Annotated in this window: 22 protein-coding genes and 2 pseudogenes; 19 read left to right on the plus strand and 5 right to left on the minus strand. The window is 34.7% G+C overall.

Annotated features, from left to right (window positions below):
* Positions 1 to 6 precede the first annotated feature (6 nt).
* The 11 genes and pseudogenes from DS745_RS21410 (at position 7) to DS745_RS21455 (ending at position 11,933) form a co-directional block, all read left to right on the plus strand.
* Positions 7 to 2,976, plus strand: coding sequence for a type III restriction-modification system endonuclease (locus DS745_RS21410; protein WP_129080287.1), 2,970 nt, complete (start codon positions 7 to 9; stop codon positions 2,974 to 2,976).
* Positions 2,977 to 2,986: 10 nt separating this feature from the next.
* Positions 2,987 to 4,264 carry a hypothetical protein gene (locus tag DS745_RS21415; protein WP_129080288.1) on the plus strand — a complete coding sequence of 426 codons (1,278 nt, stop codon included), beginning with the start codon at positions 2,987 to 2,989 and terminating at the stop codon, positions 4,262 to 4,264.
* A complete protein-coding gene (locus tag DS745_RS21420) occupies positions 4,248 to 6,134 on the plus strand; it encodes a DEAD/DEAH box helicase (RefSeq protein ID WP_196121296.1) in 1,887 nt (628 codons plus the stop codon). Before DS745_RS21415 ends, DS745_RS21420 begins: the two co-directional genes overlap by 17 nt.
* A gap of 455 nt (positions 6,135 to 6,589) precedes the next feature.
* The gene (locus DS745_RS25270; protein WP_241657897.1) at positions 6,590 to 6,835 is read left to right on the plus strand and encodes a hypothetical protein; all 246 of its coding nucleotides are present in this window, start codon (positions 6,590 to 6,592) and stop codon (positions 6,833 to 6,835) included.
* A gap of 21 nt (positions 6,836 to 6,856) precedes the next feature.
* Positions 6,857 to 7,093, plus strand: coding sequence for an amidohydrolase family protein (locus DS745_RS25275; RefSeq protein ID WP_277750952.1), 237 nt, complete (start codon positions 6,857 to 6,859; stop codon positions 7,091 to 7,093).
* Between the two features lie 307 nt (positions 7,094 to 7,400).
* Positions 7,401 to 7,547 (plus strand): hypothetical protein, encoded by a 147-nt coding sequence (locus tag DS745_RS21430; RefSeq protein ID WP_196121297.1) that lies wholly within the window; start codon positions 7,401 to 7,403, stop codon positions 7,545 to 7,547.
* Positions 7,544 to 8,124 (plus strand): annotated as a pseudogene (locus tag DS745_RS21435) (FMN-binding negative transcriptional regulator). The gene DS745_RS21430 and the pseudogene DS745_RS21435 overlap by 4 nt, the downstream one beginning before the upstream one ends.
* Positions 8,125 to 8,357: 233 nt before the next feature.
* On the plus strand, positions 8,358 to 10,025 hold the full coding sequence (locus DS745_RS21440; protein ID WP_129080289.1) for a hypothetical protein: 1,668 nt from the start codon (positions 8,358 to 8,360) through the stop codon (positions 10,023 to 10,025).
* Between the two features lie 196 nt (positions 10,026 to 10,221).
* Positions 10,222 to 10,410 carry a hypothetical protein gene (locus DS745_RS21445; protein WP_129080290.1) on the plus strand — a complete coding sequence of 63 codons (189 nt, stop codon included), beginning with the start codon at positions 10,222 to 10,224 and terminating at the stop codon, positions 10,408 to 10,410.
* A 68-nt stretch (positions 10,411 to 10,478) separates the two neighbouring features.
* Positions 10,479 to 11,051, plus strand: a complete 573-nt coding sequence (locus DS745_RS21450; protein ID WP_129080291.1) for a hypothetical protein — start codon at positions 10,479 to 10,481, stop codon at positions 11,049 to 11,051.
* 266 nt (positions 11,052 to 11,317) lie between these two features.
* Positions 11,318 to 11,933 (plus strand): annotated as a pseudogene (locus DS745_RS21455) (FMN-binding negative transcriptional regulator).
* A gap of 80 nt (positions 11,934 to 12,013) precedes the next feature.
* Here DS745_RS21455 and DS745_RS21460 read toward each other — a convergent pair.
* From DS745_RS21460 to DS745_RS21470, 3 genes are all read right to left on the minus strand, one after another.
* Positions 12,014 to 12,865: a hypothetical protein gene (locus DS745_RS21460; protein WP_129080292.1), complete on the minus strand. Its 852-nt coding sequence runs from the start codon at positions 12,863 to 12,865 to the stop codon at positions 12,014 to 12,016.
* Between the two features lie 27 nt (positions 12,866 to 12,892).
* A complete protein-coding gene (locus tag DS745_RS21465; protein ID WP_129080293.1) occupies positions 12,893 to 13,381 on the minus strand; it encodes a competence protein ComK in 489 nt (162 codons plus the stop codon).
* Between the two features lie 167 nt (positions 13,382 to 13,548).
* A complete protein-coding gene (locus tag DS745_RS21470; RefSeq protein ID WP_129080294.1) occupies positions 13,549 to 13,821 on the minus strand; it encodes a hypothetical protein in 273 nt (90 codons plus the stop codon).
* A 330-nt stretch (positions 13,822 to 14,151) separates the two neighbouring features.
* Between DS745_RS21470 and DS745_RS21475 the strand changes: the two genes are divergently transcribed.
* The 8 genes from DS745_RS21475 to DS745_RS21505 all read left to right on the plus strand — a co-directional run bounded on the left by DS745_RS21475 (position 14,152) and on the right by DS745_RS21505 (position 21,439).
* The gene (locus tag DS745_RS21475) at positions 14,152 to 14,637 is read left to right on the plus strand and encodes a hypothetical protein (RefSeq protein ID WP_129080295.1); all 486 of its coding nucleotides are present in this window, start codon (positions 14,152 to 14,154) and stop codon (positions 14,635 to 14,637) included.
* A gap of 58 nt (positions 14,638 to 14,695) precedes the next feature.
* Positions 14,696 to 14,926 (plus strand): hypothetical protein, encoded by a 231-nt coding sequence (locus DS745_RS21480; RefSeq protein WP_129080296.1) that lies wholly within the window; start codon positions 14,696 to 14,698, stop codon positions 14,924 to 14,926.
* Between the two features lie 1,170 nt (positions 14,927 to 16,096).
* Positions 16,097 to 16,606: an endonuclease NucS domain-containing protein gene (locus DS745_RS21485; RefSeq protein WP_241657899.1), complete on the plus strand. Its 510-nt coding sequence runs from the start codon at positions 16,097 to 16,099 to the stop codon at positions 16,604 to 16,606.
* A gap of 251 nt (positions 16,607 to 16,857) precedes the next feature.
* Positions 16,858 to 17,031: a hypothetical protein gene (locus tag DS745_RS24720; RefSeq protein ID WP_161568341.1), complete on the plus strand. Its 174-nt coding sequence runs from the start codon at positions 16,858 to 16,860 to the stop codon at positions 17,029 to 17,031.
* A gap of 76 nt (positions 17,032 to 17,107) precedes the next feature.
* Entirely contained in the window at positions 17,108 to 17,566 is a 459-nt protein-coding gene (locus DS745_RS21490) for a type II toxin-antitoxin system PemK/MazF family toxin (RefSeq protein ID WP_129080298.1), read from the plus strand.
* Positions 17,567 to 18,249: 683 nt separating this feature from the next.
* On the plus strand, positions 18,250 to 18,774 hold the full coding sequence (locus DS745_RS21495; protein WP_129080299.1) for an RNA polymerase sigma factor: 525 nt from the start codon (positions 18,250 to 18,252) through the stop codon (positions 18,772 to 18,774).
* Positions 18,758 to 20,437, plus strand: a complete 1,680-nt coding sequence (locus tag DS745_RS21500; RefSeq protein WP_129080300.1) for a hypothetical protein — start codon at positions 18,758 to 18,760, stop codon at positions 20,435 to 20,437. The genes DS745_RS21495 and DS745_RS21500 overlap by 17 nt, the downstream gene beginning before the upstream one ends.
* 483 nt (positions 20,438 to 20,920) lie before the next feature.
* A complete protein-coding gene (locus DS745_RS21505; RefSeq protein WP_129080301.1) occupies positions 20,921 to 21,439 on the plus strand; it encodes a DoxX family protein in 519 nt (172 codons plus the stop codon).
* Positions 21,440 to 21,878: 439 nt separating this feature from the next.
* On the opposite strand, the gene DS745_RS21510 is transcribed toward DS745_RS21505, so the two are convergent.
* Together DS745_RS21510 and DS745_RS24725 are read right to left on the minus strand one after the other, a co-directional pair.
* Positions 21,879 to 22,883 (minus strand): DUF3231 family protein, encoded by a 1,005-nt coding sequence (locus tag DS745_RS21510; protein ID WP_161568342.1) that lies wholly within the window; start codon positions 22,881 to 22,883, stop codon positions 21,879 to 21,881.
* Between the two features lie 661 nt (positions 22,884 to 23,544).
* Positions 23,545 to 23,715 (minus strand): hypothetical protein, encoded by a 171-nt coding sequence (locus DS745_RS24725; RefSeq protein WP_161568343.1) that lies wholly within the window; start codon positions 23,713 to 23,715, stop codon positions 23,545 to 23,547.
* Positions 23,716 to 23,802: the final 87 nt, after the last annotated feature.

The raw sequence follows: 23,802 nt of genomic DNA on the forward strand, positions 1-23,802 counted from the left end.
TACAAAATGAAGATATTATTAGAAGAGCTACCTCATCAAGAAGATAGTCTAAAAGCTATTATGGACAGTTTTACAGGGATAGATAATAAATCTGATAATTCCGTTGCAAATGATGAATATGCAAATCCATTTATTCGTGAAAGCTATAAAGAAGTATCAAATATCGATGTAAAAATGGAGACAGGTACGGGTAAAACCTATGTCTACACAAGGTTAATGTACGAAATGCATCTGCAGTATGGAATTTTTAAATTTGTAATTGTAGTTCCTAGTCCTGCGATTAAAGAAGGAACAAAAAGTTTTATACAAAGTGCATATGCAAAACAACACTTTGCTCAATTTTATGAAAATACTAAGATTGAATTGAACGTGATTAATGCGGGTGATTTTAAATCGAAATCTGGTCGTAAAAACTTTCCAGCACAATTACTTGATTTTGTTGAAGGCAGTAGACAAAACTCTAATACGATTCAAGTTCTATTGATTAATGCCGGAATGTTAAATTCTTCAAGTATGAAGAACTCAGATTATGATCAGACATTATTTGGTGGCGTAACAAACCCAATTGAAGGAATACAGAATACTCGTCCAATAGTCATTATTGATGAGCCACACCGTTTCCCAAGAGATAAGGCAAATTATAAAGCAATTGAAGCCATCAAACCTCAGATGATTGTACGTTTTGGTGCAACTTTTCCTGAGGTAACTATAGGTAAAGGGAAAAATAAAATAACAAAGAAAGATTATTTTCGTCAAAAACCACAGTATGATTTGAATTCAATCGAAAGTTTTAATAATGGATTAGTAAAAGGAATAGATATTTACTATCCTAATTTAACTGAAGAACAAGCACAAAATCGCTACGTAGTAGACAGCGTAAGTGCAAAAGAAATAGTACTTAAGCAAAATGGTAAGAGTTGGATATTAGGTGTCGGTGATAATTTAGCAGAAGTAGACTCAGGTTTCGAAGGTGACATTGAATATGCTGGTTCGAAAATGTTAAGTAATGAATTGGAACTTGAAAAAGGGATGAGTTTGATTCCTGGAACGTATCGTTCTTCTTATCAAGAACTAATCGTTAAAGATACAATTGATAAGCATTTTGAAATTGAACAAGCAAATTTTTTAAGAAATAATCAAAGAGAAAACAATTCACCAAGAATCAAAACGTTAAGTCTTTTTTTCATTGATAACATTAATAGCTATCGTCAAAAAGATGGTTGGTTAAAAGATACATTTGAACGTTTATTGAAAGAAAAAATTGCTCGCTTAGTAGCTGAATATGAATTCAAACGTCTTCCTAGGGAACAAGAATATTTACAATTTTTAAGAGCTACTCAGGAGAGTTTAAGTTTAGGTAATGATAAACAAAACGTTCATGCAGGGTATTTTGGTGAAGACAGAGGTTCTGGTGATGAAGCCATTCAATCACAGGTAGATGATATTTTGAAAAACAAAGAAAAACTATTAAGTTTCAAAGATGAAAATGGAAATTGGCAAACAAGGCGTTTCTTATTTTCAAAATGGACATTACGTGAAGGTTGGGATAATCCAAACGTTTTTGTTATTGCAAAATTACGTACTTCTGGGAGTGAAAATAGCAAGATTCAAGAAGTTGGTCGGGGTTTGAGATTGCCAGTTGATGAAACAGGACAGCGTATTCAACAAGATGAATGGCCATCTAGACTTTCATTCTTAATTGGATATGATGAAAAAGATTTTGCCCAAAAACTGGTTGGTGAAATCAATAGTGACGTTAAAGTCCAGTTAAATGAAGAAAAACTAACCGAGGAAATGATTCAATTAATAGTTAAAGAACGACTAAAATTAGATCCGGAATTTACAGACGAGAAATTACTAGAAGATTTAGATGAATTAGGAATCATCACTCGCAAAAACGAATTTAAAAAAGCAATTGAAATTAAGGGTGTTCAGAAAAATGGATTTGAATGGTTGGTCGAATTTTATCCTGAATTGAATACGAATCGTTTACGCGAAGGGAAAGTTGTAGAACAAAGAAAACCTACAGATAAAATTCGAATAAAATTAAGAAAAGAAAATTGGGAAAAAGTGAAAGAATTATGGAGACAATTTTCTAACCGATATATGTTAGAATTTGATCGCATCCCTGAAACAGTTCATTTTATGACCGAGCAAATAATTGGAAATCCCGATTTGTTTGAACGAGAAATACCTATACAAATGAAAAAATCGTTATACGCCAGTCAAGACAAAAAGAGCGTTATTTTAAAAGAGCAAGAGGCTGAATATGAACGGGTATATTTACCAGGGATGGCTTATGGAAAGTTTGTTAAATCAATTAATTTAGCTACAGGAATTTCTGTTAAAGATATACACTCAAATTTATTCAAAGTTTTAAAATCGGAATTGAAAGGTGATGCTAGATATTTAAGTGATGTATCATTACAAAACATTATAAGAGAATTTAAAAAACGGTTTGATGAAGTATTTGCACAGAGTTACGAATATAAAAAATTGGAATTTCGAGCCCGTACATCTATATTTAATCCAGAAACAGACAATTTTATAGATGATATCAATGCAGAAGTGATTGGTGTCAATATAGATCAACATGCACATGAAGACAATCGTTACTTATATGAACTCCCACCCATGCGATACGATAGTGTAACACCCGAAAGAGAACTATTAAGACATCGCTATAATGATAAGGTAACTGTTTTTGGTAAGCTACCCAGACGAGCAATTCAAGTACCGAAATATACTGGAGGCTCCACAACTCCCGACTTTATTTATATGATAGAAAAAGAAGATGAAACTAGTGTATATTTACTTGTTGAAACAAAGGCTGAAAATATGAGATTAGAGGATAAACGAATTATCGATATTCAAAAGAAATTCTTTGATTCTTTAAAAGAAGACCACGTTGAATTTGAAGAGGTTACGAGTGCGCAACAAGTATATTCTACAATTAGAAAGTTGACTGAGGATTGAGGGGAAAACAATGGATAATAAAATTTCTTTATTAGAATTGGTTGGAAGCGGTCAGTTAATTAAAACTGGATCAAAACCCAAATTACCAATACAAGTTCCAAATGTAACTGATGGGATGTTAGATGTTTACCGGATTCCATTAGAATATCTTTATTATAATGACGAGAATGGTCGGATTGCTTCGGCTATTTCTCGGCAGGATGTTAAAATTGACCCAGCATTAGATAGCGTAAATGCTGAATACAATCAAATGATTGAAAAAATGATTATTGAAGATAATCCAGGAAAATTAAATAAGACAAAAAAATCTATCAAAGTGGATGGTCAAAAGGTATTTGGGTACGTGTTAGCAGATGGTCGAGTAATTGATGGGAATAGACGCTATACTGCTTTGAGACAACTTGCTAAAGAGACTGGAGAAACTTTCATGTTTGAAGCAGTTGTCTTGCCTTTTACTTATGAATCAAAGACAGAACGAGCAGAAATTAAGCGGCTTGAACTCGCTATTCAAATGGGAACAGAAGAAAGACAAGCATATGATCCAGTAGACTTATCTGTAGATATTTATCAGACTGTAGTAGTGGATCAATTGATAAGTGAAGCGGATTATTCTAAAGAAGCAAAAATTAGTAAAAAGGAAGTTTCAGACCGTATAGAGACAGTATTACTAATGCAAGACTTTTTAACTTTTATTAACGCAAGATCTACTGCATTTCATATTATTAAAGATACTAAACTTTTTACTCCGCTTTTTGAGCTTTCAAAAAAGTTATCTAGGCAATTTCCAAAAAAAGGTCCAATATATGAACAAACAAAAATAACTGCTTTTGCTTTGTTAAGTAAAATGTTATCAGTTGGGGATGATACTGGGAGGGATATTCGAGAGTATTATAAAAATATTTTAGCAACTGATGCAAATAACAGCTTTAATGAATCGGTAGAAGGTTCAATTAACGATTTACAGGATAAATTAGAAGAAAAAACGATAAATTCTGCCACCGAGCTTCGACGCGCATTAGAGAATACAACACAAGAATTAAGAGAGATAAATTCAGAATATGTTCGAACAATGAATCGACAAAATCGCGGGAAAAATATTGATAGTTTTATAAGTGATGTTAAAGAGACACTGAATAGTCTAAAAGATATGCAAAAAGGTGACGGGCTGACTGGGAATTTGAATTTTAATAATTTTAGTAAAGATCAAATTAACGAAGTTCGAGAAAGTTTAATTCAAATAAACTTAATAAGCAGAGAGTTGATAGAAATTTATGATGATGAAATCTAATCCTAGACTTGTTTCTGTAGAATTTGATGGAAAAGAATTTTTTCAACTTCAAGATACACCTAGAGAATATTTTAAACAGGGAAGAGTGAGACGCATATTAAATCGTTATCAAAGTTATTTTATTTATTATGAGCACCTGTTGATTGATAGTCAATTAAATTATGTAGCATTACAAGAACTGATTGAAGAGATTAACGCAGCATTATCACGTATTGGTTCAGCGACTTTAGAGACCAGTTCTGAAATTCAAGCGTATATTCAACAAAATAAATATGCAATTTATGAACAACGTATCGCGGGAAGCACAATTAAATCATCTGATGAACGATGGAAAGATGATCTAAATTCATTTAAAAACACTTTAGATGAAGAAATAACTCGACCATTGAAACCAGAACAGTTACAAGCTAGCTTTTATTTATCTACAATGAAAAAAGCAGCCAACTTTTCAGTTCCAGGTGCAGGTAAAACAGCTATGATGTACGGAGCATATGCTTATTTAAGCAGTAAAAAAATTGGACAGGTGAGGCAATTATTAGTTGTCTCACCAATCAATGCCTTTGAAGCTTGGCGTACAGAGTATATTGAGGTATTTGGTAGGAAACGTTCTTTGTATTATATGAATTTAAGAGATTCTAAATACCGAAATATCGGAAAAATCCGAACTGATTGGGGGAAAAGTGAAGTCATCGTTATCAATTATGAAGCTTTAGAAGGAAAATTATCTATTTTAAATGAATTAATTGATGAAAACACGATGATTGTATTTGACGAAGTTCACAGGATAAAAGGGATTGGGGGGAGAAGAGCGATTGCTGCTCTAAACCTAGGGCAAAAAGCTAGATACCATTATGTATTAACAGGAACACCAATTCCTAATAGTTATAAAGATATCTACAACTTTCTCCATTTACTCTATGATAAAGAGTATGATTCCTTCTTTGGATGGGAAGTAAGAGATTTAGAAAACCCAGAAGTTGAAAAGATTAATGATAGAATTCAACCATTTTTTTGGCGAACCAATAAATCTAAATTAAATGTGCCAGAAGCAGAACCAGACAAATTGATTGTTGTAGAAGCAAATGAAAGGCAAAAACAATTAGTACAAGCAATATATGAAAATGAAGGGAATATTTTGTCGCTTTATTTGCGCTTATTACAAGCGTCTACAAATCCTGCTTTATTGTTAGATAAAATAGAATATCAAGAATTAGGATTTTTGGATGATGAATTTGATTTAACACAATTTAATGCATTAAATAATGAAGAGAGAGAAAAAGCAAGAAGGAATGCCTATAAACACTTACAAGTAGATACAATTCCATCTCAAAAATTTGACAAAGGTATTCAAATAATAACCGAGTTAGTTAAGGATGGAAAAAAAGTTATTGTTTGGGGAATGTTTGTAAAAACGATGCAAAAAATTAAAAATGCTTTACAACAAAAAGGTATATCTGTAAATTTCGTTTACGGGGGGACACCAAAGGATGAACGGGTTCAACTAATTAATGATTTTCGTGATGGTAATGTATCAGTAATGATTTCCAATCCTAATACATTAGGTGAGTCTATTTCGCTACATCAAACTGTTCATGATGCTGTTTATTTTGAATATAATTTCAATTTAACATTTATGTTACAATCAAGAGATCGTATCCATCGTCTAGGATTAAAAGAAGATCAATATACACGTTATTATTATTTAATGACTAAGGGGGATAGAGCACATGGTGGCTTTATTGACCAAGCAGTCTATGAAAGGTTAAAAGAAAAAGAACAAATAATGCTTGATGCTATCGATGGTGAATTACTAATTCCTGAGGTTACGGATGACTACTTAAGTGATGTCAAAAATATTATTCGAAATTGATTTGATACTGATGCAGGGTATATTTAATAAACTTATATTTATTATGCATAAATTTTACACATCACTAATGTAAAACCCTATAAATTCAATAATTTAACATAATTTCGACCCCGACTACCGGGGTTTTCTTTTTTATTGTCTTAGATCTATTTAGCAGTTCCATGCGCACTTGTCATGAGAGGAAAACAACTTATATGATGACAACGATATTAAAAATGTACTGCAATGAGGGCACTGACTACAGATAAAGATCGTCACCGATTTATCCAAACCCATTTAAAATGTTGGATAAAAAAGAAGTCGGAACTGCAAGTGTTGCCTCATTTTTTGGTTCCTTAACATTTTTTATGAGTCCAGTAGGGTGACAATATTTATTAGGGGAACGTTAACTAATAAAATTAAAGAACCAATTAAGAGGGCTTCTAGAGCAGTTTCTAGTATGGATGCGCTAACAAATGCAGGTTTTTGTCGCAGGTGTATTAATACCATTGATTGCTATTGGTGTGCAATTATCACCAATGGCAATTGGCCCTGCCAATGCACTCTTCAATGCTCCACCGATATTCACAGTAGAAAACAACGTTCACCACATCTTAAGTACTTCACAAATCGTTGTTGCTACAATCATAGGGGTAATCGTAGCCCTTGCTATTACTTTCTACGTTACAATTACCCCACCAGAATATTATTTTGACGAATAAAGTATCATGAATGATGCGGGGATGAGTCCAATGGAAGTCATCCAGGCTTCAACTAGAGTAGCTGCGGAATGTCTCGGACTTGATGATAGAGGTGTATTCTCAGAAGGTAAAATAGCTGACTTACTCATTCAAGATGAAAACCCACTAATGAACCTAGGTAGCCTTAAAGCTAATAAAATTGTCATTAAAAATGGCAAAGTTGTTAGCAAAGGGGTCACAAAAACTAACCACGTTCAAGATCAGATTGCAATGATTTGATGTTAAGGAAGGAAAGAAAGGGGGAGGAGCAACCATTGTTTTTTAAATCTTATGTTTGCTTTTTACTGCCCTTGGGTTTATATGTATGTAGTAAAGGGTTTATGCAAATGGCCTTAGAGAGGGGAAATTGATGGATATAGTACTAAAAGGATCACCGTGTTTTACGGTGTAGAGCTAGAGGAACGATCAGGTCATGTCATTTGGGTCAAGGATGGAAAGATTATGAAAGTAACTCCTTTGTGACGGACCAATAGAAATACTGAAAGCTACTCGCGAACAAATCTATAAAAATGCAATGGTTATAAAGGTGAGTGCAACGGGTGGGGTGTATGATAGGGAAGAGGGCGAATCGGTAGACAATGCCGAATTAAACTACGAAGAACTAAAGGTTATTTGTGATGAAACACATCGGTTTGGTTTAAAAGTAGCCTCACATGCCATTGGGGACCAATAAGCAAATGTTTTTTTTTGAAAGACCATAGTTTTGCTACTCTTTTTTCCAGGAACAATGGAATGCCGTTGCGACTTGTTTACCGTTAATTTTGAATAACGAGAATACATACTTAAATGGCCACTTTGCACTTCCCAATCCGCATTGGAAGAATATCAAAGGTCAAACGGTACTAGCTGTTTTCCATGGTCCTCATTGTTAGATCTCTCTGTCTTGGTTTGTGACAAATCAAGCAGTACCGACTTGGAATTATGTGTCGGTACATATGTCTATGGAGAAGTTGAGCTGATTAATGAAGAGGATGAGGTCTTGAGTTCCTTACATGACTTGGTATTGAAGTACGAAGCTCCAGATAGCTCATACAGTTTGCAGGACGTTGATCCTGAGTATATTGCTGGATTAAACAAAGGTATTCAAGGATTTAAAATGAAAATCACTAAGGTCGAAGGAAAAGCGAAGTTAAGTTAATAATCATTCTGTTGAACGGCAAGAGCTGGTAATCAAACAACTAGAGCAATTTCCACCAAATACAGCTGAACGACAGATTGCCTTATTGATGAAGGAAAATATAAAGAAGTAATATTATGTGGTAGAAGAGTCCAAATAAGAATGAAATGGTGCCTGACCCCCAGTACGGTAATACTTTACTACATCGGGGGTCAGGCACCTTTTTCTTAGAATTAGCAAGTTTATTTTTAGTAGATTTTTTGCCATGTTTATCTTGTATTTCCAAAGGAATGGCATCGACGTTGTATGATAGTGTTGCTACAATTTAGGTAGAATAGATAATATCTAGTTAGGGTGATCTATAACATGAAGGAAACCTTTGAGCATTTGAAGAAAAGTATTACAATCAATTTACATAAAGAGTTAGATAATATTAGTCTAGTTGTATTTGATGAGTTTAAGAAGAACCAAAAACGTTATGAAGAACAACTGGAAACTGTAAAACAGCAAAATCAAGTGCGTCAATTATCAGGGGAGTTGCTAGAGTTTGAAAAAGAAAAAGCAAACCTTAGAAATGATCTAGTTAGATTGTGTCATCAAATAATGGATACTCAATCTACGGAAAACGACTGTTGGAAGCAGGCAATCCTTCTATTTAGGATGGCAATTAAATTACAGGACTCTGAGGGCTTACTCTTGGTGTTAAAGACCATTAGAAACATTAAAGAGGTAGATGAAAATTCTGTCGATGCTTTCTTGGATTTACTGATAGAACTTAACACTACGAATAGTATTCACAAGATTAGTAATGAGAATGTATTACTTATCTTCAAGATCATAAACAATTTCGCAGAAAAAAGTACGTTTAGAGAAAGATTAAAAACTAATTTTAACCAATGGATTCATAGTTTGAATAGCGATGTGAGTAAAAGGGTTTTACTACCCCTACATCTGGAATTCTATAAAACATGTATTATGCTGGATTTTGATAAATATTTTATTGGCTTCTTTAGAGATATGATAGCGCGATGGCGGTGGAAAGAAAATTTGTCAAGCGACCTTATAACCAAGCTTTTATGGTATGCTTTCCTTTCTGACGAGACGGAAAAAATGCTAAAAAATTTAAATACGCAAGCTTTGATTAAAGATCGTACTAATCATGATTTAAGTATTTTTCACGATGTTGCTACTATCTTAAAATCTTGGAATGGGAAGTCCACAAAAATCTATAAAATAATTAGCGATTTAAAAACATTTCATCCTATTGAAAAAGAAAAATTTAGAAAAGTAATACATCAAAAAAGCCTAGAGATTGAAAAGAAAATAGATGGACTTAACGAAGAATTAATTACTCAAAATAAATCAACTACTATACCAAAGCAAATCAGGAAATTAGGTAGAGTCACAAAATTGAACTCTGTAGATATAGGTACGAATAATTCTCAGAACCTCACTGAGGAATTAGTAGATATTGCCTTATTTAACAATCAGTATGAAAAAAAGTTAAAGGGTTATTTACGCACTACTGTATTATCAAATAATGGTGGCGGAGTTGCCTATGTCAATGATTACCAATTAAAGTCGATTAATTTCTCTATAAAACATAGTGGCTATGTAGAAGTAATGGGTAGCATTAACAATAGTAGTGAAAATATCAATAAAAACCAAAATAAGAAGAAAAAGAATACGTCCGAAAAATTGAACAATGATCACTTCAAATGGCCTTCTACAGAGATAACAGGAAACTATCAGAATGAAGAAGATAATCAAATGAGAAATGAAAGCGATCTGAAAAAAATGGGTTACCAAATAACCGGAATTACTCCTGAAAAGCGTTGGGCTATTCTTCAACAAGCTGTTCCTCTAGTTGGCTTAAGATCAATAGCTTACACGATTGCTCATAACGTAAAACTAAGGAAAGGGCAAAAGAATGGAGTTAAAAAGTTTCATTATGCAATCTCCGAATGGGAAAGAGACCTTGCAAAATTAAAGTCGAAATACTATAAAAATGATTTTACGTGGCCAAGTGTTTAGCTAAAATTATTTTTTCAAGACAATTGAAGATATGGAAATTAAACATCCGGCAGAAGAGACTTTAAAAATAGTAGCTGACCACCAGCGCGGTAGTACTTTACTTCGTCGGACGGTAGACAAATTTCTTAGTAGAATATTTCTCTTAGTATTCACTAGAATTGATAAAAGTATGTAACAAAAAAAAGGAGTGTGAACAATGGACGTCCAAAAAGGAAACGAAAAGATTAAAGATTTAAATGGGAATCGTGATAAAGCAAGTAATGATTCTAGTCTAAGTGATTTCGCTATCTATTCCCTTTGTTGGTGTTTTGATAATGCAAAATCTGTAATGATACTTGCACTTTTTTTATTATTCATGTCTTTTTTCTCGTTCTTTCTACTATAAAAATAAGAGAGACCAAGATCGTTCGTTATATAAATTTAAGATAATTCTATAATGAATTGAGGAACAGCGTGTATACTCCTAGAAGAACATACCCAATGTGTCCGAAGTGTAGGCAAAATAATACGTACGACATAATACCAGATTTACCAAATATACCAGAATTACAATTATCTAAAGATTCTATAGAAAATGCAGATGAAATAACTATTGGTAATAGTAAGTTTTATTGTATTAATTGTGATTACACTTGGAAAAAGTACCGTGGTAAGAAAATCTATGAACAAATAAAAGTTATATACGCATATGCAGGTGGTTTTCCAGGACCATATTTTGAAGTGAAAATTGACTTAAAAACGAATGACATTGAGAAGAATGAATGGATCGAATATCATATTGAAGATCAAGAGGCTATTATTCCAACAAAAGAACTAATAGAATGGTTCCGATCTGAGCTTCATAAATGTGATATTGTAAATTGGGCAGAAAAGTATTTTGCTTATGCGATGGACGGTACACACTGGAGTGTTCGAATTGAATACGAGAATTACTGTGAAATTAAAAGAGGAAGTAATCACTTTCCTCTTAAATGGGGCAAATTTTGTAGAGCTATATCAAAGGTAAGTGGTGGAGGATTTTTTTAATCAATAATTATATAATTTAGTAAGCACTCAGTTTGAGTGCTTTCTTAGAAAAAAGACTTCGGGGCTATGCTATTGTTATTGTTAAGTTTTTATGGTTAGTCAGTTTTGTTCAATGGTTATACTCTATTCTATTCGTATTGTTCTTGTGGTAAAATCTATAAGATTGTGATCATCTTTTGATTGCCCACCAAACTTCAAGGGAGATGAGTAGCGATAAGACATTGTCCTGACCAAAACACTTATAAAACTTTGAAAGGTGGTTTTGTATGTATATCCCTAGCTATTTTAAGATCAAAGATGAAACGACTACATACAAGTTTATGAGAGAACATAGTTTTGCGACGCTATTTTTCTCAGCACAATGGAATGCCGGTTGTTACTCATTTACCGTTGATTTTGAACAACGATCATACATACTTATATGGCCACTTTGCTCGTCCTAATCCGCAGTGGAAGGATATCAAAGGTCAAACGGTACTAGCGGTTTTTCATGGTCCTCACTGTTACATCTCTCCGTCTTGGTATGAGATAAATCAAGCAGTACCGACTTGGAATTACGTGACAGTACATGCCTATGGAGAAGTCGAGCTGATCGATGATGAGGTTGAGATCATGAGTACTTTAAATGACATGGTATTGAAGTACGAAGTTCCAAACAGCTCATACAGAATACAGGACGTCGATCCTGAGTATCTCGCTGGTTTGAACAAAGGTATACAAGGGTTTAAAATAAAAATCACCAAGATTGAAGGAAAGGCGAAGTTGAGTCAAAACCATTCAGTTGAGCGACAAGAGCTAGTGATTAAACAACTAGAGCAATTTCCACCAAATACAGTTGAACGACAAATTGCCTTATTGACGAAGGATAATCTGAAGAAGTAATCTTATGTGATAGAGGAGTCCAAATACTGAGATGCCTATTTGGACTTTTCGCTTACAGGTAATACGCCTTTATGTAACTACTATTTCAGCCACTTTTGAACGCGGGTGTTATGGTCAATCGTCCTTCTCTCCACAGCCAATATCCCATAAACAGCACCAAAAAAATACTGTACAAAGCTTGTTTTTATACGATTTTGCTTATACTTATAGACGGTTTCTTTAAATGCCTTGATGATTAAGGGCAAGAACCAACCAATTGGGTCTCTTATTTTCCGTGACCGATAAGCCATTAATGCACGATCCCATAACTGGCAAATTTCTGTCGCTCGTGTAAAAAAGGGTTTTACGGTTTTAATGAATTGTTCTGGAACATAGCTTGGTACATATGTATAGTCTAGTTCTTCTAGTGTTTTAGGACTAAGTTCTTGTATTGTTTTTTTGTTTTTTTCTTTAGTAAAGTTTTCAACCTCTTTTAAAGATTCCTGACCTGTTACTTGTGGTTCAACCGCTACAGCTGTATGGGTTTGTGGGGGGATTTCAGGACAGTTACGCTCTGTCAATTGTTTGGTTGGCGCTCCGTCAAAAGGTTGGAAGATGTAGACGTTATGAGAGGTTCCTCCATTTTTTCTTGTTGTCGAAATAATCGAGAGGATACCCAACTTTTTTGCTTTTTGCAGCATACGTTCAAACGTAGAGCGGGAGATCCCGCCCTCGTTATGTTTGTGTGTTGCTTTGACTAGTTGGCAAATACGAGCGTTGCAAACGCCAATGATTTTAATGCTGTATTGAGTCAGTGTTTGAAACGCAAGTTTCTGAGACTTTGTAAATTCTTTACTATATGTATCAATGAAATGCTTAATGGTTTTATTAAATTCTTGAACGGATTTGAAACGACTTAAATAAGCGAATTTGTTAATGTGGCCTGGTCTCATGGATGGGTAGTTCCTTTCTAGAGTAGATTAAGTTAGATATGTGAATTGTTGAGCATAAGTGGTGTGAGTAAAGCGGACCATACATTGAGCGGTACGATTCATCTGTTTTTCGATCGTGTAGTAGGAGACTGGAAGAATAATTCTCTGTCCATTTTTAAACGTCAGTTTCGTTTGCTTCGCGTAAGGTACTACACATTTGACGTGATGAAAGAAGATCCAGGAGCATTCAAATTGAGTAGGGGAGTGCGTAGGGAAAGCATAAATGTTTTCAGGTGGAAAAATAGGAATTGGAACTTTGTGTTTTGCGCCGATTAACATATTGACAGCCGTTCTTCTGCCTTCGTAAGACGAGCCACCGGGGATGCAAGCTTTTTTGATCAGCTGCGTGGGTGTTTGCCTTACATAAATCTTGTAACCGTTTTCAAAAACAATCGTACTATAGTCTGGATGAGCAACTGAGAGGAGGGCTTGAGTAGCATTACTAACGTGATAAGTTGATAGAATATCAGGTGTCATTAACAGCAACTTCTCCTTTAGGTGTAAAAGTTTATAATTGTGGCTTAGAAAAGCATGCTGAATGAATGTAGGATACTCCCCTAAAACCTGCAATATGTAGTTGGTGTTACGTATTGGATTTTATTTTAGAAATAGGGGAGTACGAGTGGTTGTCGGAGATAGGGAGACTATTGTTTGTCTTCTTTACTAGCTAGAATGGCTTTGTATTCTTTTATGACTTCTTCAAGAATACTAGGTAAAGAGGTATCTAGTGCCTCAGATATACAAAATAGAGTCCAAATTCTTGCATCAACGTTGCCCTTTTCTATTTTACCGTAATGCTTGTAATTAATTGCATCTTCTACAAGGTCAATTTGTATTTTCCCAGTGAGACTTCTTTTTCTTTGTAGGCTTTCACCTAGTAGCTTTAAAAAGAGTTCTTTTTGTTCTTCAACTGTCACTTTGCTAACTCCTTTTAAAACCATTATCTAGTGGAGTTGCAATTTCAAAAACACACTATAGACGGTATTCTTCCATATAATGTAATATAGTAGAAAAATATTTTTTGAAGGGGGATTTTGAGTGTAGCTTCAGGCTTAAATTTAAATTAATTTTTGATAAATTTGACGAATTAAAAGGAAATACGGATTGTAAAGGTGACTACTGTGATGTAATGGAACAAGGGAGATGTCTCGTAGTAACGCTATGAGTATTGCTGAAGAAGGAAACTAGATTTTTTTGTTGAATAGGTATGTTTACTAGATTGATTTCTAAGGAGGATTACAATAGTTATGTCGGAAATGAAAACTACTGTAGACAAGGAATTACATAAGAAATTAGCAATCGATTTGTTCAATCATACATGGGACTTAATTGAAAAAATTGATCGAAGTAAATTAGAAGATGACAGCATGGTGAACGCAGCTCATGCCTCTCGATACCATTGGGGCATAGTAGGAACTCCTTTACATTTTGCAAGAGGTGAATGGCAAATTTCAAGGGTATATTCGCTCGTAGGTAGACCTGAACCTGCCTTATTTCATGCAAATAAATCTATGGAACTTTGTGTAACCAACAATCTAGGTGATTTTGATTTAGGATTTGCATATGAAGCCTTAGCAAGGGCATTTGCGGTAGAGGGAGATTTGAAAAAAAGAGATGAATATATCTCACTTGCCAAACGGTCAGCAGAACAAGTGGAAAAGGAAAGTGAGAGGGAATGGTTATTGAAAAACGTCCGTACAGTTCTTTCACTTACTCTTCCAAAGTGGGAGTAACGGTATTGATTTTTCTAAGTAGCGGAGTGTTTTATTTACATGATAGGGAGGTTTTTGAGTGACAAAGCGTGGAGCTGGAGTAGGATTTATAGCTATTTCTGCATTTTTAGTATCAATAAAATATCTAAGTGTCGCCATTTTTGGTTCGGCTTTAGGAATAGGTAATGGGAGAATAATAGCCGATATGGCTAGTGATATTGGTTCTACTTTAAACATTTTTAGTCTATGTACATTAGTAGTAGGGATAGCGTACATCGTTTGGGGAGAACTTGAAGAAGTAAAAAAATGATATTTTTATGGTAATAAATTCTGAAAGTGTGTATTGTAATGCGGGATGAATTTGAAGGTCCAATGAATTTCATTATCCAATAGTATTGTCATTGGGATTTGGGTAGTAAATGTCGGAGATAGTCATGCTAAAGGAGAAGATGAATAGTTTAAGGGTGGTTGTGTTGCTACGGTTGTAGTGGTATAGCCATCTTTTTTTGAAAGAAGTGGTCTTTAGCTAAGGTAGGTAGTTAATAGGTTTGAGTGAAGCGGACACAGAAGCCGTTATTTTAACGTTTTTCTTAGTTTTTTAGTTTTCGCGGACACAGGTGCACTTATTTAGGCTAGAAGTGGTCTTTTTCAGTTGAGTTTGTGGAAATAGCGTCCTCTGTGTCCGCAAAAATTGAAAAAGGGCTGTTTTGAGAGAAATAACGTCCTCTGTGTCCTCTAAAAAATAATAGATAAAAGAACATAAGTTCGGTATAATTGATATATGCAATTACATAAAGCGGATGGGCGGTTGACCATCTCCCGATAGAAGGGAGGTGGGAGCATGACGACGACGTATGAAGCAATTATGTAGCACTTCAATCAAATTTAGTTTTGATAGGGGTTGTTTCATTGATCATAGTTATCGTCAGAGACAGAAAAAAGTAACCGTCCAGCCCCAGATCAAAGGATAAGGATAGTTACTTTTTTCGGAGTAAACTAATTCTTTTTTGGTCACCCGCTCTTCTAGCGGATGTAATTGCTTGACCGGACGTTAGCAGCGTTCGGTCATTTTTCATTCTGTGTTGTAATATGTTTATTATACAATACATGAATGATTTTTCAAATAATAGTTGATCATAGTCATCGTCAAAGACATAAAAGAAACCGTTAACCGCCCCGACCAAGGAAAAGGATAGTTACTTTTTTTTCACTACTATTATTTGTGGCCACTGCTCTTCATGCGGATGTAGTTGCTTGAGGACGTTCGCAGCGTTCGGTCTTTTTTCATGGTTGTATTACGTTTATTATACAGGAAAATTAATTATTTTATCAAATATCTTTCAAAGAGAAAAGAGACTTGTTTTTTAGGAAATAAATATTTTAAAGAGATTTAATAAATATTTTTAAAATTGCCCCACCCCTTTTTAAACTCACTTGTATTTATAGAATGAGAGACAAAAAAGAGGGAGTGGGAGTTAAGATGATGAAAGAGAAAGATTTACATAACGCGTTAATATTAAATCCAAGTTTGATTGAAGAAGGATTACGTTTTAAGGGTAGCGAGGTTTATATCCATGGAAAAAGATGTGACCTATTATTTGAAGATAAATTCGGTAATGACTTGTTTGTGGAAGTAAAAAAACAGGTAGACTACAGCGCAGTTGGTCAACTTATTAGATATGATGGGTTAGTAAATGACGAGAATGCTAGATTTATGCTGGTTGGATTTACGTATTTAGATGGTTTAAAAGAAGGGCTTTTAAAGAGAGGGTATGAGTTTAAAGAAGTATCCGAAAAAGTCGTTTCCTCCTACATTGCTAGACTTGTGAATACAAATGTTCAATCTGAGCTGGAAGCTAAAACTGATCAAAGTGAGTTGATTGAATTTTACCAGACAGAAATGAAGAACATGCAAGTGAAAATGGAGCAAAGGTTTAACTTCTTGTTGTCGGAACTAGTGATGCTAAAGGAGAAGGTGAATAGTTATTAATGGCGGGGTGGTTCTGTTGCTAGAGTAGTAGCAATGGAACCGTTCTTTTTTATCTTTAAGATGCAAACATTTTGTGTCTAATATTTACAAAATAAGAGTAATGACACTTGAACAAATATGGACAATCTTAAGTAGCAATTGGTATAATTATCCTATATTATCCGTATACTGTGATAACTTGATGCTGTTTACTTTTTTACAACATAAGCAGAGGTGATCGGTATATGTGTAATGATAAGGGGGAAAAAGACATGGCATTACCAGAACAAGTATTGAAGCAAAATCCTCTTAGAAAAGCTAAAAGAGAAAGATCGAAATTACTATCGACTGCGACCCCGGAACGCCTAGCCATAATTAACGAAAAGTCTAAAAAAAATGGTGGGTTAAGCAATCTAACTTATGAACGTGTTTTTGGGGAGAAATAACTGAGTGTCGGTTTAAAAATTCATTGATTCGGCTAATTGGCATGAAATTGAAAGAGGTTATTTTTTTCAGGTTGCAATGTATTATCTTTCTGATACAGAGCAACCTTTAAAATTTATTGTTCGTAAGGAAGACGGCACCATAAGTATTGAGAAGAGAAATGGAAATTTTGACCCCATTGTTGTAGATGGTAACAAAAGGGCTGTGGAGCAGAATGTCCTGATTACTGTTAAACCTCGACAAGCAATTATTTTATCTAATGACGTTATTAATAGGTCAGATAACTTTTCATATGTTGAAGTTGCACCAGTTTTCGGTCTTACAGAACGAAACAGTGAAGAATTATGGTATGAAGATTTAATTAATGATAGATTAGAAGGTTTTGCTTTTATATCCAAAGGTAGGTATGGCATTGAAGTCGATCTAACACAAATAACAACAATACATAAGAGTATGTTACTAAAAAAACAAACAATGGTTCCAAAACATAGAATGGATTTTATTGAATCGCAAATTTTAGAACAGCTCGATCTATAAAGCGCTTTAATAGTGAAGTGAACTCTAAAAAGTAAGACACAGCTACTAGGTTTTGTTGTCTTTGAATTGGGTTCTGTTCAATTCACTATATGGAGTGTTTTTTTTTTAGAAGAAAAGGTTTCAGGCACAGTGTCTTAAATATATTAAGTAATTGAGTTAAATGGTATTCCTTGAGATGGAACGCTAGTTGAGTAGAAAAAGCATGTAAAGAGTAGCACATCATCTGGGCAAGCTGATTAAAGGAGAGCTTTATTAGAAGCGGACACAGAAGCCGTTATTTTTAAAGAAGTATCGGAAAAAGTCGTCTCCTCTTACATTGCTAGACTTGTGAATACGAATGTTCAATCTGAGCTGGAGGTTAAAACTGACCACAGTGAGTTGATTGGATTTTACCAAACAGAAATGAAGAACATGCAAGCGAAAATGGAGCAAAGGTTTAATTTCTTGTTGTCGGAACTAGTGATGTTAAAGGAGAAGGTGAATAGTTATTAATGGTGCAAAAGATGGTTGTGTTGCTACAATGGTAGCGATGCAACTCTTTTTTTTGTGATGGCGTTTTGATTGGTTGTTTGATTGTTCATAGTTATCGAAGTATTGAACAGAAGGTAAACTAAAAAAAATGTGACTTAATGAGAGGTTCATTCGTCTATATAGTAAATGAAGCAAAGGGGGGAGCAGCTTTCATGTCTTTCAACAAAGAAACTGATATTACTGATTGGTATACAGATTACAGTGACGCCATTTTCAAATATATAGTAATGATGACGCATGATTATCAGCAGGCGGAAGATTTAACTCATGATACGTTTGTAAAGGCTTATCAAAGTTATCATTCTTTTGAACGGAATTCGAGTCCGAAAACGTGGTTATATCGAATTGCCCATAACGTATCGATTGATGCAATGCGAAAGCGGAAACCGCTGTTTTTCTTTAAAAATTTATTTCCGACAACAGATCCAGCCCCTTTACCTGAGGAAGTCATTCAAATAAAAGAAAGTTCGAGGGAGCTTTACCAAGCGTTAAGTCAGCTAAAGGTTACTTACCGGGAAGTGATTATTTTACGGAAAATTAAAGCTTTATCCATTCAGGAAACAGCAGATATTTTACAATGGTCAGAAAGTAAGGTGAAAATGACATTAAAAAGAGGGCTTGAAGCATTAGAGGAGCAGCTTATAAAGGAGGGGATTGGTCATGAAAAAACCATTTGATAGAGACCGAGATTTAGAGGAGCTTAATCAAAATATTATTTGGAACGAAGAGCGGAAAAATGACTTACAAAGCAAAATTCAAGCAAGCATTCAAAAAGAGAAGCAGCTGTCAAAATGGAAGTATGCACTAGTCTATGCATCAAGTGCTGCTGTTTTGTTTCTCATTTTCATCATTGGTTATCCGATTTTGATGGGAAACGAACAGGAAGAGACGCAACCGACTGATGAAAAGCCTCTAGAAGAAATCATTGATAAGGAAGAGCCGACAGAAGTAGAAGTAGCTCCAGAAGAAAATCTTTATTACTACGGTGTTTACGATGAAGGGGGACACTATGAAACCATTGCCTTAACCGATACAAATGCAATGTACTTTATTCCTGCTGCTATTAAAGGTGTTACGAAACAAACAGTAGCTGAAGTGAATTTTCATACGAGTGAAACGTTGAAGGAACTTTTACGAGGTTCTTATGAACTAACACCAGCAAGATCTGATATTCCGTTACTGGATGCTAAGCTCGAGAGTGGTCATTTACATTTATATTTTAAAGAACTCGATTTGCATAATGTCCGTGGATCTACCGGGGTTAGTATGGGTAGTTATAGTGTTTATACGTTCGCAAGAAACTGGAGCGAAGATGTTCAATTTTATACCGCTTACGGGAATGGCGTGCCTTTTAATCATTATGGGGAAGAATGGACCCCGATTCATATTGAAGTGAATCGACATTTTTCATTACTTCCGGTTAATACTGGGAAAGGAATTTTTTTACGTCAGCACTATAAACCATTTGAAACGCTAGATGAACTATTTACTGAATTTTTTGCTAATCACGATCGTCCTGATTATGACTATCCGTTTGCCTTAAGTGAATTTTCTGTTGTGAAAGTTGAAGAAGGTGCAAGAGAAGTTACGATTTTTGTAGAAGGAATGACAAAGGGTCAAAACATTGAAGAAAATTCGTTAAAAGAGTTAATTGCTCATGGCTTAGGGGCCAATATATACCATCAGCCACAGTTGTTTGAAGAGCCGAAAGAAGTAGCAAAAATATATGTTAATAACGAACTTGTTTTTGATGGGAAAGTAGCAGCGATCCGTTATAATTTCCTTGATTTAGAGATAGAAGAAATTGGCGTTGATCTAGAAAAAACGACGATTATGGAAAAAGCAGAAACAGCTTTTTCAACTCTTGAAAACGAAGCTTGGAGAGAATTAGCTGAACTTGTTCATCCAACTGAAGGCTTGCTCTTTTCTCATTATGCGTACGTAGAAAAAGAGACTGATCCTATTTTTAGAAAGGATGAAGTAGCTCTCTTCGGGGAAAACGATGAGCTATACCTTTTTGGAAAAGATCATGCGAAAGACGGACGATACTATTGGTTCTCTCCAAAGGAATATATTGAGGATAACCTTATTCATTTCGAATATTCCGGCAATCCAAAGGTACCTTATAGCCTCGTGTTATACAATCAAAGCCAAACGCCAGGTGGGGGGATCATTAATAATATTGAAGACGTGTATCCAAATGGAAGGTTCGTGGAGTATTACGCCCCATTTCCAAGCTATGATCAATCTTATTTGTGGCAAGGGTTACGCTTTGTTTTTGAAAAAGAGAACGGAGAATGGTTCTTAGTTGCAATTGTTCGTGATATTCATTCGCCATAAGGATAAGCACATTTACATGAATGGTACAACAACAATATATAGGGAAAATCTTTATTAAGTGGATTTTCTAGACTGCCCAGAACGAAAAGGTAAAAGACTACTTTTTAAGTGGAGTTGAATTATTAAGGGGAATTTTAGACTATCAACCCGATTCAAGCAATTGAAGGGGCATAGCGTATATTATAAGTTATAGAAGTTAGGAAAGTTATGCGTTACGTTGTGATAGCCTTCCTACTATATTAAAGCTAAGGGGACGTCCTCCTAGCTTTTTTTGTTTTGGGTAAAGGGGACAGGCAGCTAATTCACACTTTGTTCACTGTTTCACAATATAATGTTCACAAGTGGGACGGTCGTAACCTGCTTATGCATTATATACTATGAGTGAAGATAGTTAGTGATCACAAACACACTCTTACTAAGTAACATCCCAATCGATCACTCGCTATTAAACAAACTAATACAACAATGAGGAGATGATCGATCATGGTCATGAATTTTTTAAGAAATCATAAAGTAGCAGCAGGAATTTTAACTTTCTTACGTGTATACCTTGGCTGGAAATGGTTAACTGGAGGCTGGGGCAAAATTACTGGTGAACCGTTCAGCGCAGCAGGATATTTAAATAATGCAGTGGCAAATCCAGTTGTGAGTCATGGAGAAGTGGTTTATCCGAACTATGTAGCATTCTTAGAAAAGTTCGCGATACCAAGTGCCGATATTTTTAGCTTTATGGTTGCTTGGGGCGAATTCCTAGTAGGACTTGGACTAATCCTTGGAGTATTAACAACTTATGCAGCATTCTTCGGCGTAGTGATGAACTTCTCATTCATGTTCGCGGGAACTATCTCAACTAACCCTTGGATGATCTTAATTGCCTTCTTTATCCTAGCAGCAGGCTACAATGCAGGTCGCTTTGGTGGAGACCGTTGGGTAATGCCTTACCTAAAAGGACTAATTTTCAAAAATAAAGAGGTAATTCATAATAAAACCGTCGCAGCATAATAAAACGAAGGCACGCTAGTATAACTAGTGTGTCTTTTGTTATAGTTTAGAGTCTATTTTACATTCAGGGCACAAGAGTAGAATAGTCTTTCCTAAATTTACAGTCCGAAATTGAGTATTTATGATCCAAATCGTAAATTTACAGTCCAAAGTAGACTATTTACAATCCGAAAATCAATTTTACGGTCCAATCACTACAAAATACCTTATGGGGTAAGGTACAAAACTATCAAAAGCAAATATTGCCCTTCCGAATTAATAAAGATTGCGGACAGTTACGTACATCCAAGTTTTGATCGAAAATGACAAATTTAATTTTGATAGTTCTTGGAATAGATTACAATAACTATCGAAAAATCCTATGTGAGAGACGATTACACAGTTAAAGTAATCGGCTCTTCATATTTAACAAATATAGAACAAATGTTGCTAATTATAATTATTTTGCTAATCCCTTATGGTCTGGAATTTGTGGAGGCTGTTCTAACCATGCATTTTTAATCATTATATCAACACCGTCTTTTGCAAATTGAGCAACCTCTGCTGATAGGCGCACATAAGAAGTTGCGATATCAGTTCTTAGGCTGGCTGCTGAGGCAGTTGCGTAATTTGAAATACTTGATGCAATTATTAAAGATGAATGAAACATAATCAGTTTATCCGAAAATGGTGATACCGTTGAATCGGTTACTTCCAAATCCCATGGCATTGGTGAGGGAAGGTCATCTTCTGTTAACATTTTAGCAAAGACTTGCACATGCTTTCCTGCTATTTCCTTCCCTCTTAGACAATAGTTACGAACATTTTTAGACTTTGCAACTTGCGCCAAACCTACCATAAGAGTTTTACCTAGGGCGTTCGTTTCAACATTTGCCTCGATATGAGTGATTTCTATAACATTTAATGGTCTATTATTGATATTTAGCACTCCACCTAAGTAACTCTTGTTGTCAACAAAGTCAACATGATTGGGAGTTGTAATATAAGGGGGTCTTACAAATAAACCCTTGTTTAATAAAACTTCAGCTGTTTTATTATATAACTGAGTTGAAGTTTGTATCGCTTGACTTAAGTATTGACGTACATCGGCATGTGCGGCGATTGCTAAAGCTACACCATAAACAGATAACCCAACTTTAGACATATTCTTTAGGTAATACAAATAAAACGAATCTGAAAACAAACGTTGAACTGTTGGGTTTACATCCTCATCAGTAAATCCGATTGGTAGAGGTTGGTTATCGTTTTGTAGGATTTCTTTACTGAAATTTAAATTTTGAACAGATATATCGAGCGCAAATTGTACTACAGACTTTATATCAGGGTCATCAACATTAGCTAAAAAATATTTCAAAATACAAATTGAAAAACTGTTATTTTGGAAACTGCTCCAAACTACTGAGATTTCGGAAGATGTTAACCTTACATTTTTTTCTTCTCGCATATAGGTCCTCCACATGGGTTCTTGTTAAATAATATCCACTTATTTAAGACATTTATTCAGTACAACTTTAACGAGGAAGTAATAATTAGTTTTTACCAGGGAACCTTAAAAAGTGAGGCTAACGTGATATGAAAACTAAATGGTATTTAATAGGCTTAGCAATTATTCCTTGAATTACTATTCTCTTTATGGATAGACATTAAATAAAGAGGTTTTTACCAGTTTCAATTTTTATGGGAAAGACAGGGGACAGGTACAGTGTCTTAAATATCTTAAAGTAATGGAGCTAAATGGATAACATCGAGATAGAAGGTTACTTGAGTGGGGCTGACTTGACTGTGAGCTTTAATATAAGCGGACACAGAAGCCGTTATTATAGCGATTTTCTTAGTTTTTGAGATTTCGCGGACACAGATGCACTTATTTTTGTTAGAAGAGGTCTTTTTCAGTTGAGTTTGATGAAATAGCGTCCCCTGTGGCCGCGAAAATTGAAAATGGGCTGTTTTGAGAGAAATAACGTCCTCTGTGTCCTCTAAAAAATATAGATAAAAGAACATAAGTTCGGTATAATTATTATATGCAATTACATAAAGCGAGCATGACGACATATGAAGCAATTATTGTAGTACTTCAATCAAATTTAGTTTTGATAGTAGTTGTATCATTGATTATAGTCATCGTCAAAGACAGAAAAAAGTAACCGTCCAGCCCCAGACCATGGATTAGGATAGTTACTTTTTTCAATAGTAAAGTAATTCTTTTTTTGGTCACCCGCTCTTGATGCGGATGTAATTGCTAGACCGGACGTTCTCAACGTTCGGTCATTTTTCATTATATTACATTTATCACTTGTGTACTTTCTTTGGACAAGTATACAATATGCTGGTAGTGTAATCTGAAAAATTTAAATTTTGAAAAT

It is taken from the genome of Anaerobacillus alkaliphilus, from assembly GCF_004116265.1.
GTDB classification, from domain to species: Bacteria; Bacillota; Bacilli; order Bacillales; family Anaerobacillaceae; genus Anaerobacillus; species Anaerobacillus alkaliphilus.

Coding starts and splice junctions, on each gene's coding strand:
- DS745_RS21410 (WP_129080287.1), top strand. CDS start 7: ATGAAGATATTATTAGAAGAGCTACCTCATCAAGAAGATAGTCTAAAA.
- DS745_RS21415 (WP_129080288.1), top strand. CDS start 2,987: ATGGATAATAAAATTTCTTTATTAGAATTGGTTGGAAGCGGTCAGTTA.
- DS745_RS21420 (WP_196121296.1), top strand. CDS start 4,248: ATGATGATGAAATCTAATCCTAGACTTGTTTCTGTAGAATTTGATGGA.
- DS745_RS25270 (WP_241657897.1), top strand. CDS start 6,590: ATGCAGGTTTTTGTCGCAGGTGTATTAATACCATTGATTGCTATTGGT.
- DS745_RS25275 (WP_277750952.1), top strand. CDS start 6,857: ATGAGTCCAATGGAAGTCATCCAGGCTTCAACTAGAGTAGCTGCGGAA.
- DS745_RS21440 (WP_129080289.1), top strand. CDS start 8,358: ATGAAGGAAACCTTTGAGCATTTGAAGAAAAGTATTACAATCAATTTA.
- DS745_RS21445 (WP_129080290.1), top strand. CDS start 10,222: ATGGACGTCCAAAAAGGAAACGAAAAGATTAAAGATTTAAATGGGAAT.
- DS745_RS21460 (WP_129080292.1), bottom strand. CDS start 12,865: ATGAGACCAGGCCACATTAACAAATTCGCTTATTTAAGTCGTTTCAAA.
- DS745_RS21465 (WP_129080293.1), bottom strand. CDS start 13,381: ATGACACCTGATATTCTATCAACTTATCACGTTAGTAATGCTACTCAA.
- DS745_RS21475 (WP_129080295.1), top strand. CDS start 14,152: ATGTCGGAAATGAAAACTACTGTAGACAAGGAATTACATAAGAAATTA.
- DS745_RS21485 (WP_241657899.1), top strand. CDS start 16,097: ATGATGAAAGAGAAAGATTTACATAACGCGTTAATATTAAATCCAAGT.
- DS745_RS24720 (WP_161568341.1), top strand. CDS start 16,858: ATGGCATTACCAGAACAAGTATTGAAGCAAAATCCTCTTAGAAAAGCT.
- DS745_RS21490 (WP_129080298.1), top strand. CDS start 17,108: ATGTATTATCTTTCTGATACAGAGCAACCTTTAAAATTTATTGTTCGT.
- DS745_RS21495 (WP_129080299.1), top strand. CDS start 18,250: ATGTCTTTCAACAAAGAAACTGATATTACTGATTGGTATACAGATTAC.
- DS745_RS21500 (WP_129080300.1), top strand. CDS start 18,758: ATGAAAAAACCATTTGATAGAGACCGAGATTTAGAGGAGCTTAATCAA.
- DS745_RS21505 (WP_129080301.1), top strand. CDS start 20,921: ATGGTCATGAATTTTTTAAGAAATCATAAAGTAGCAGCAGGAATTTTA.
- DS745_RS21510 (WP_161568342.1), bottom strand. CDS start 22,883: ATGCGAGAAGAAAAAAATGTAAGGTTAACATCTTCCGAAATCTCAGTA.
- DS745_RS24725 (WP_161568343.1), bottom strand. CDS start 23,715: ATGAAAAATGACCGAACGTTGAGAACGTCCGGTCTAGCAATTACATCC.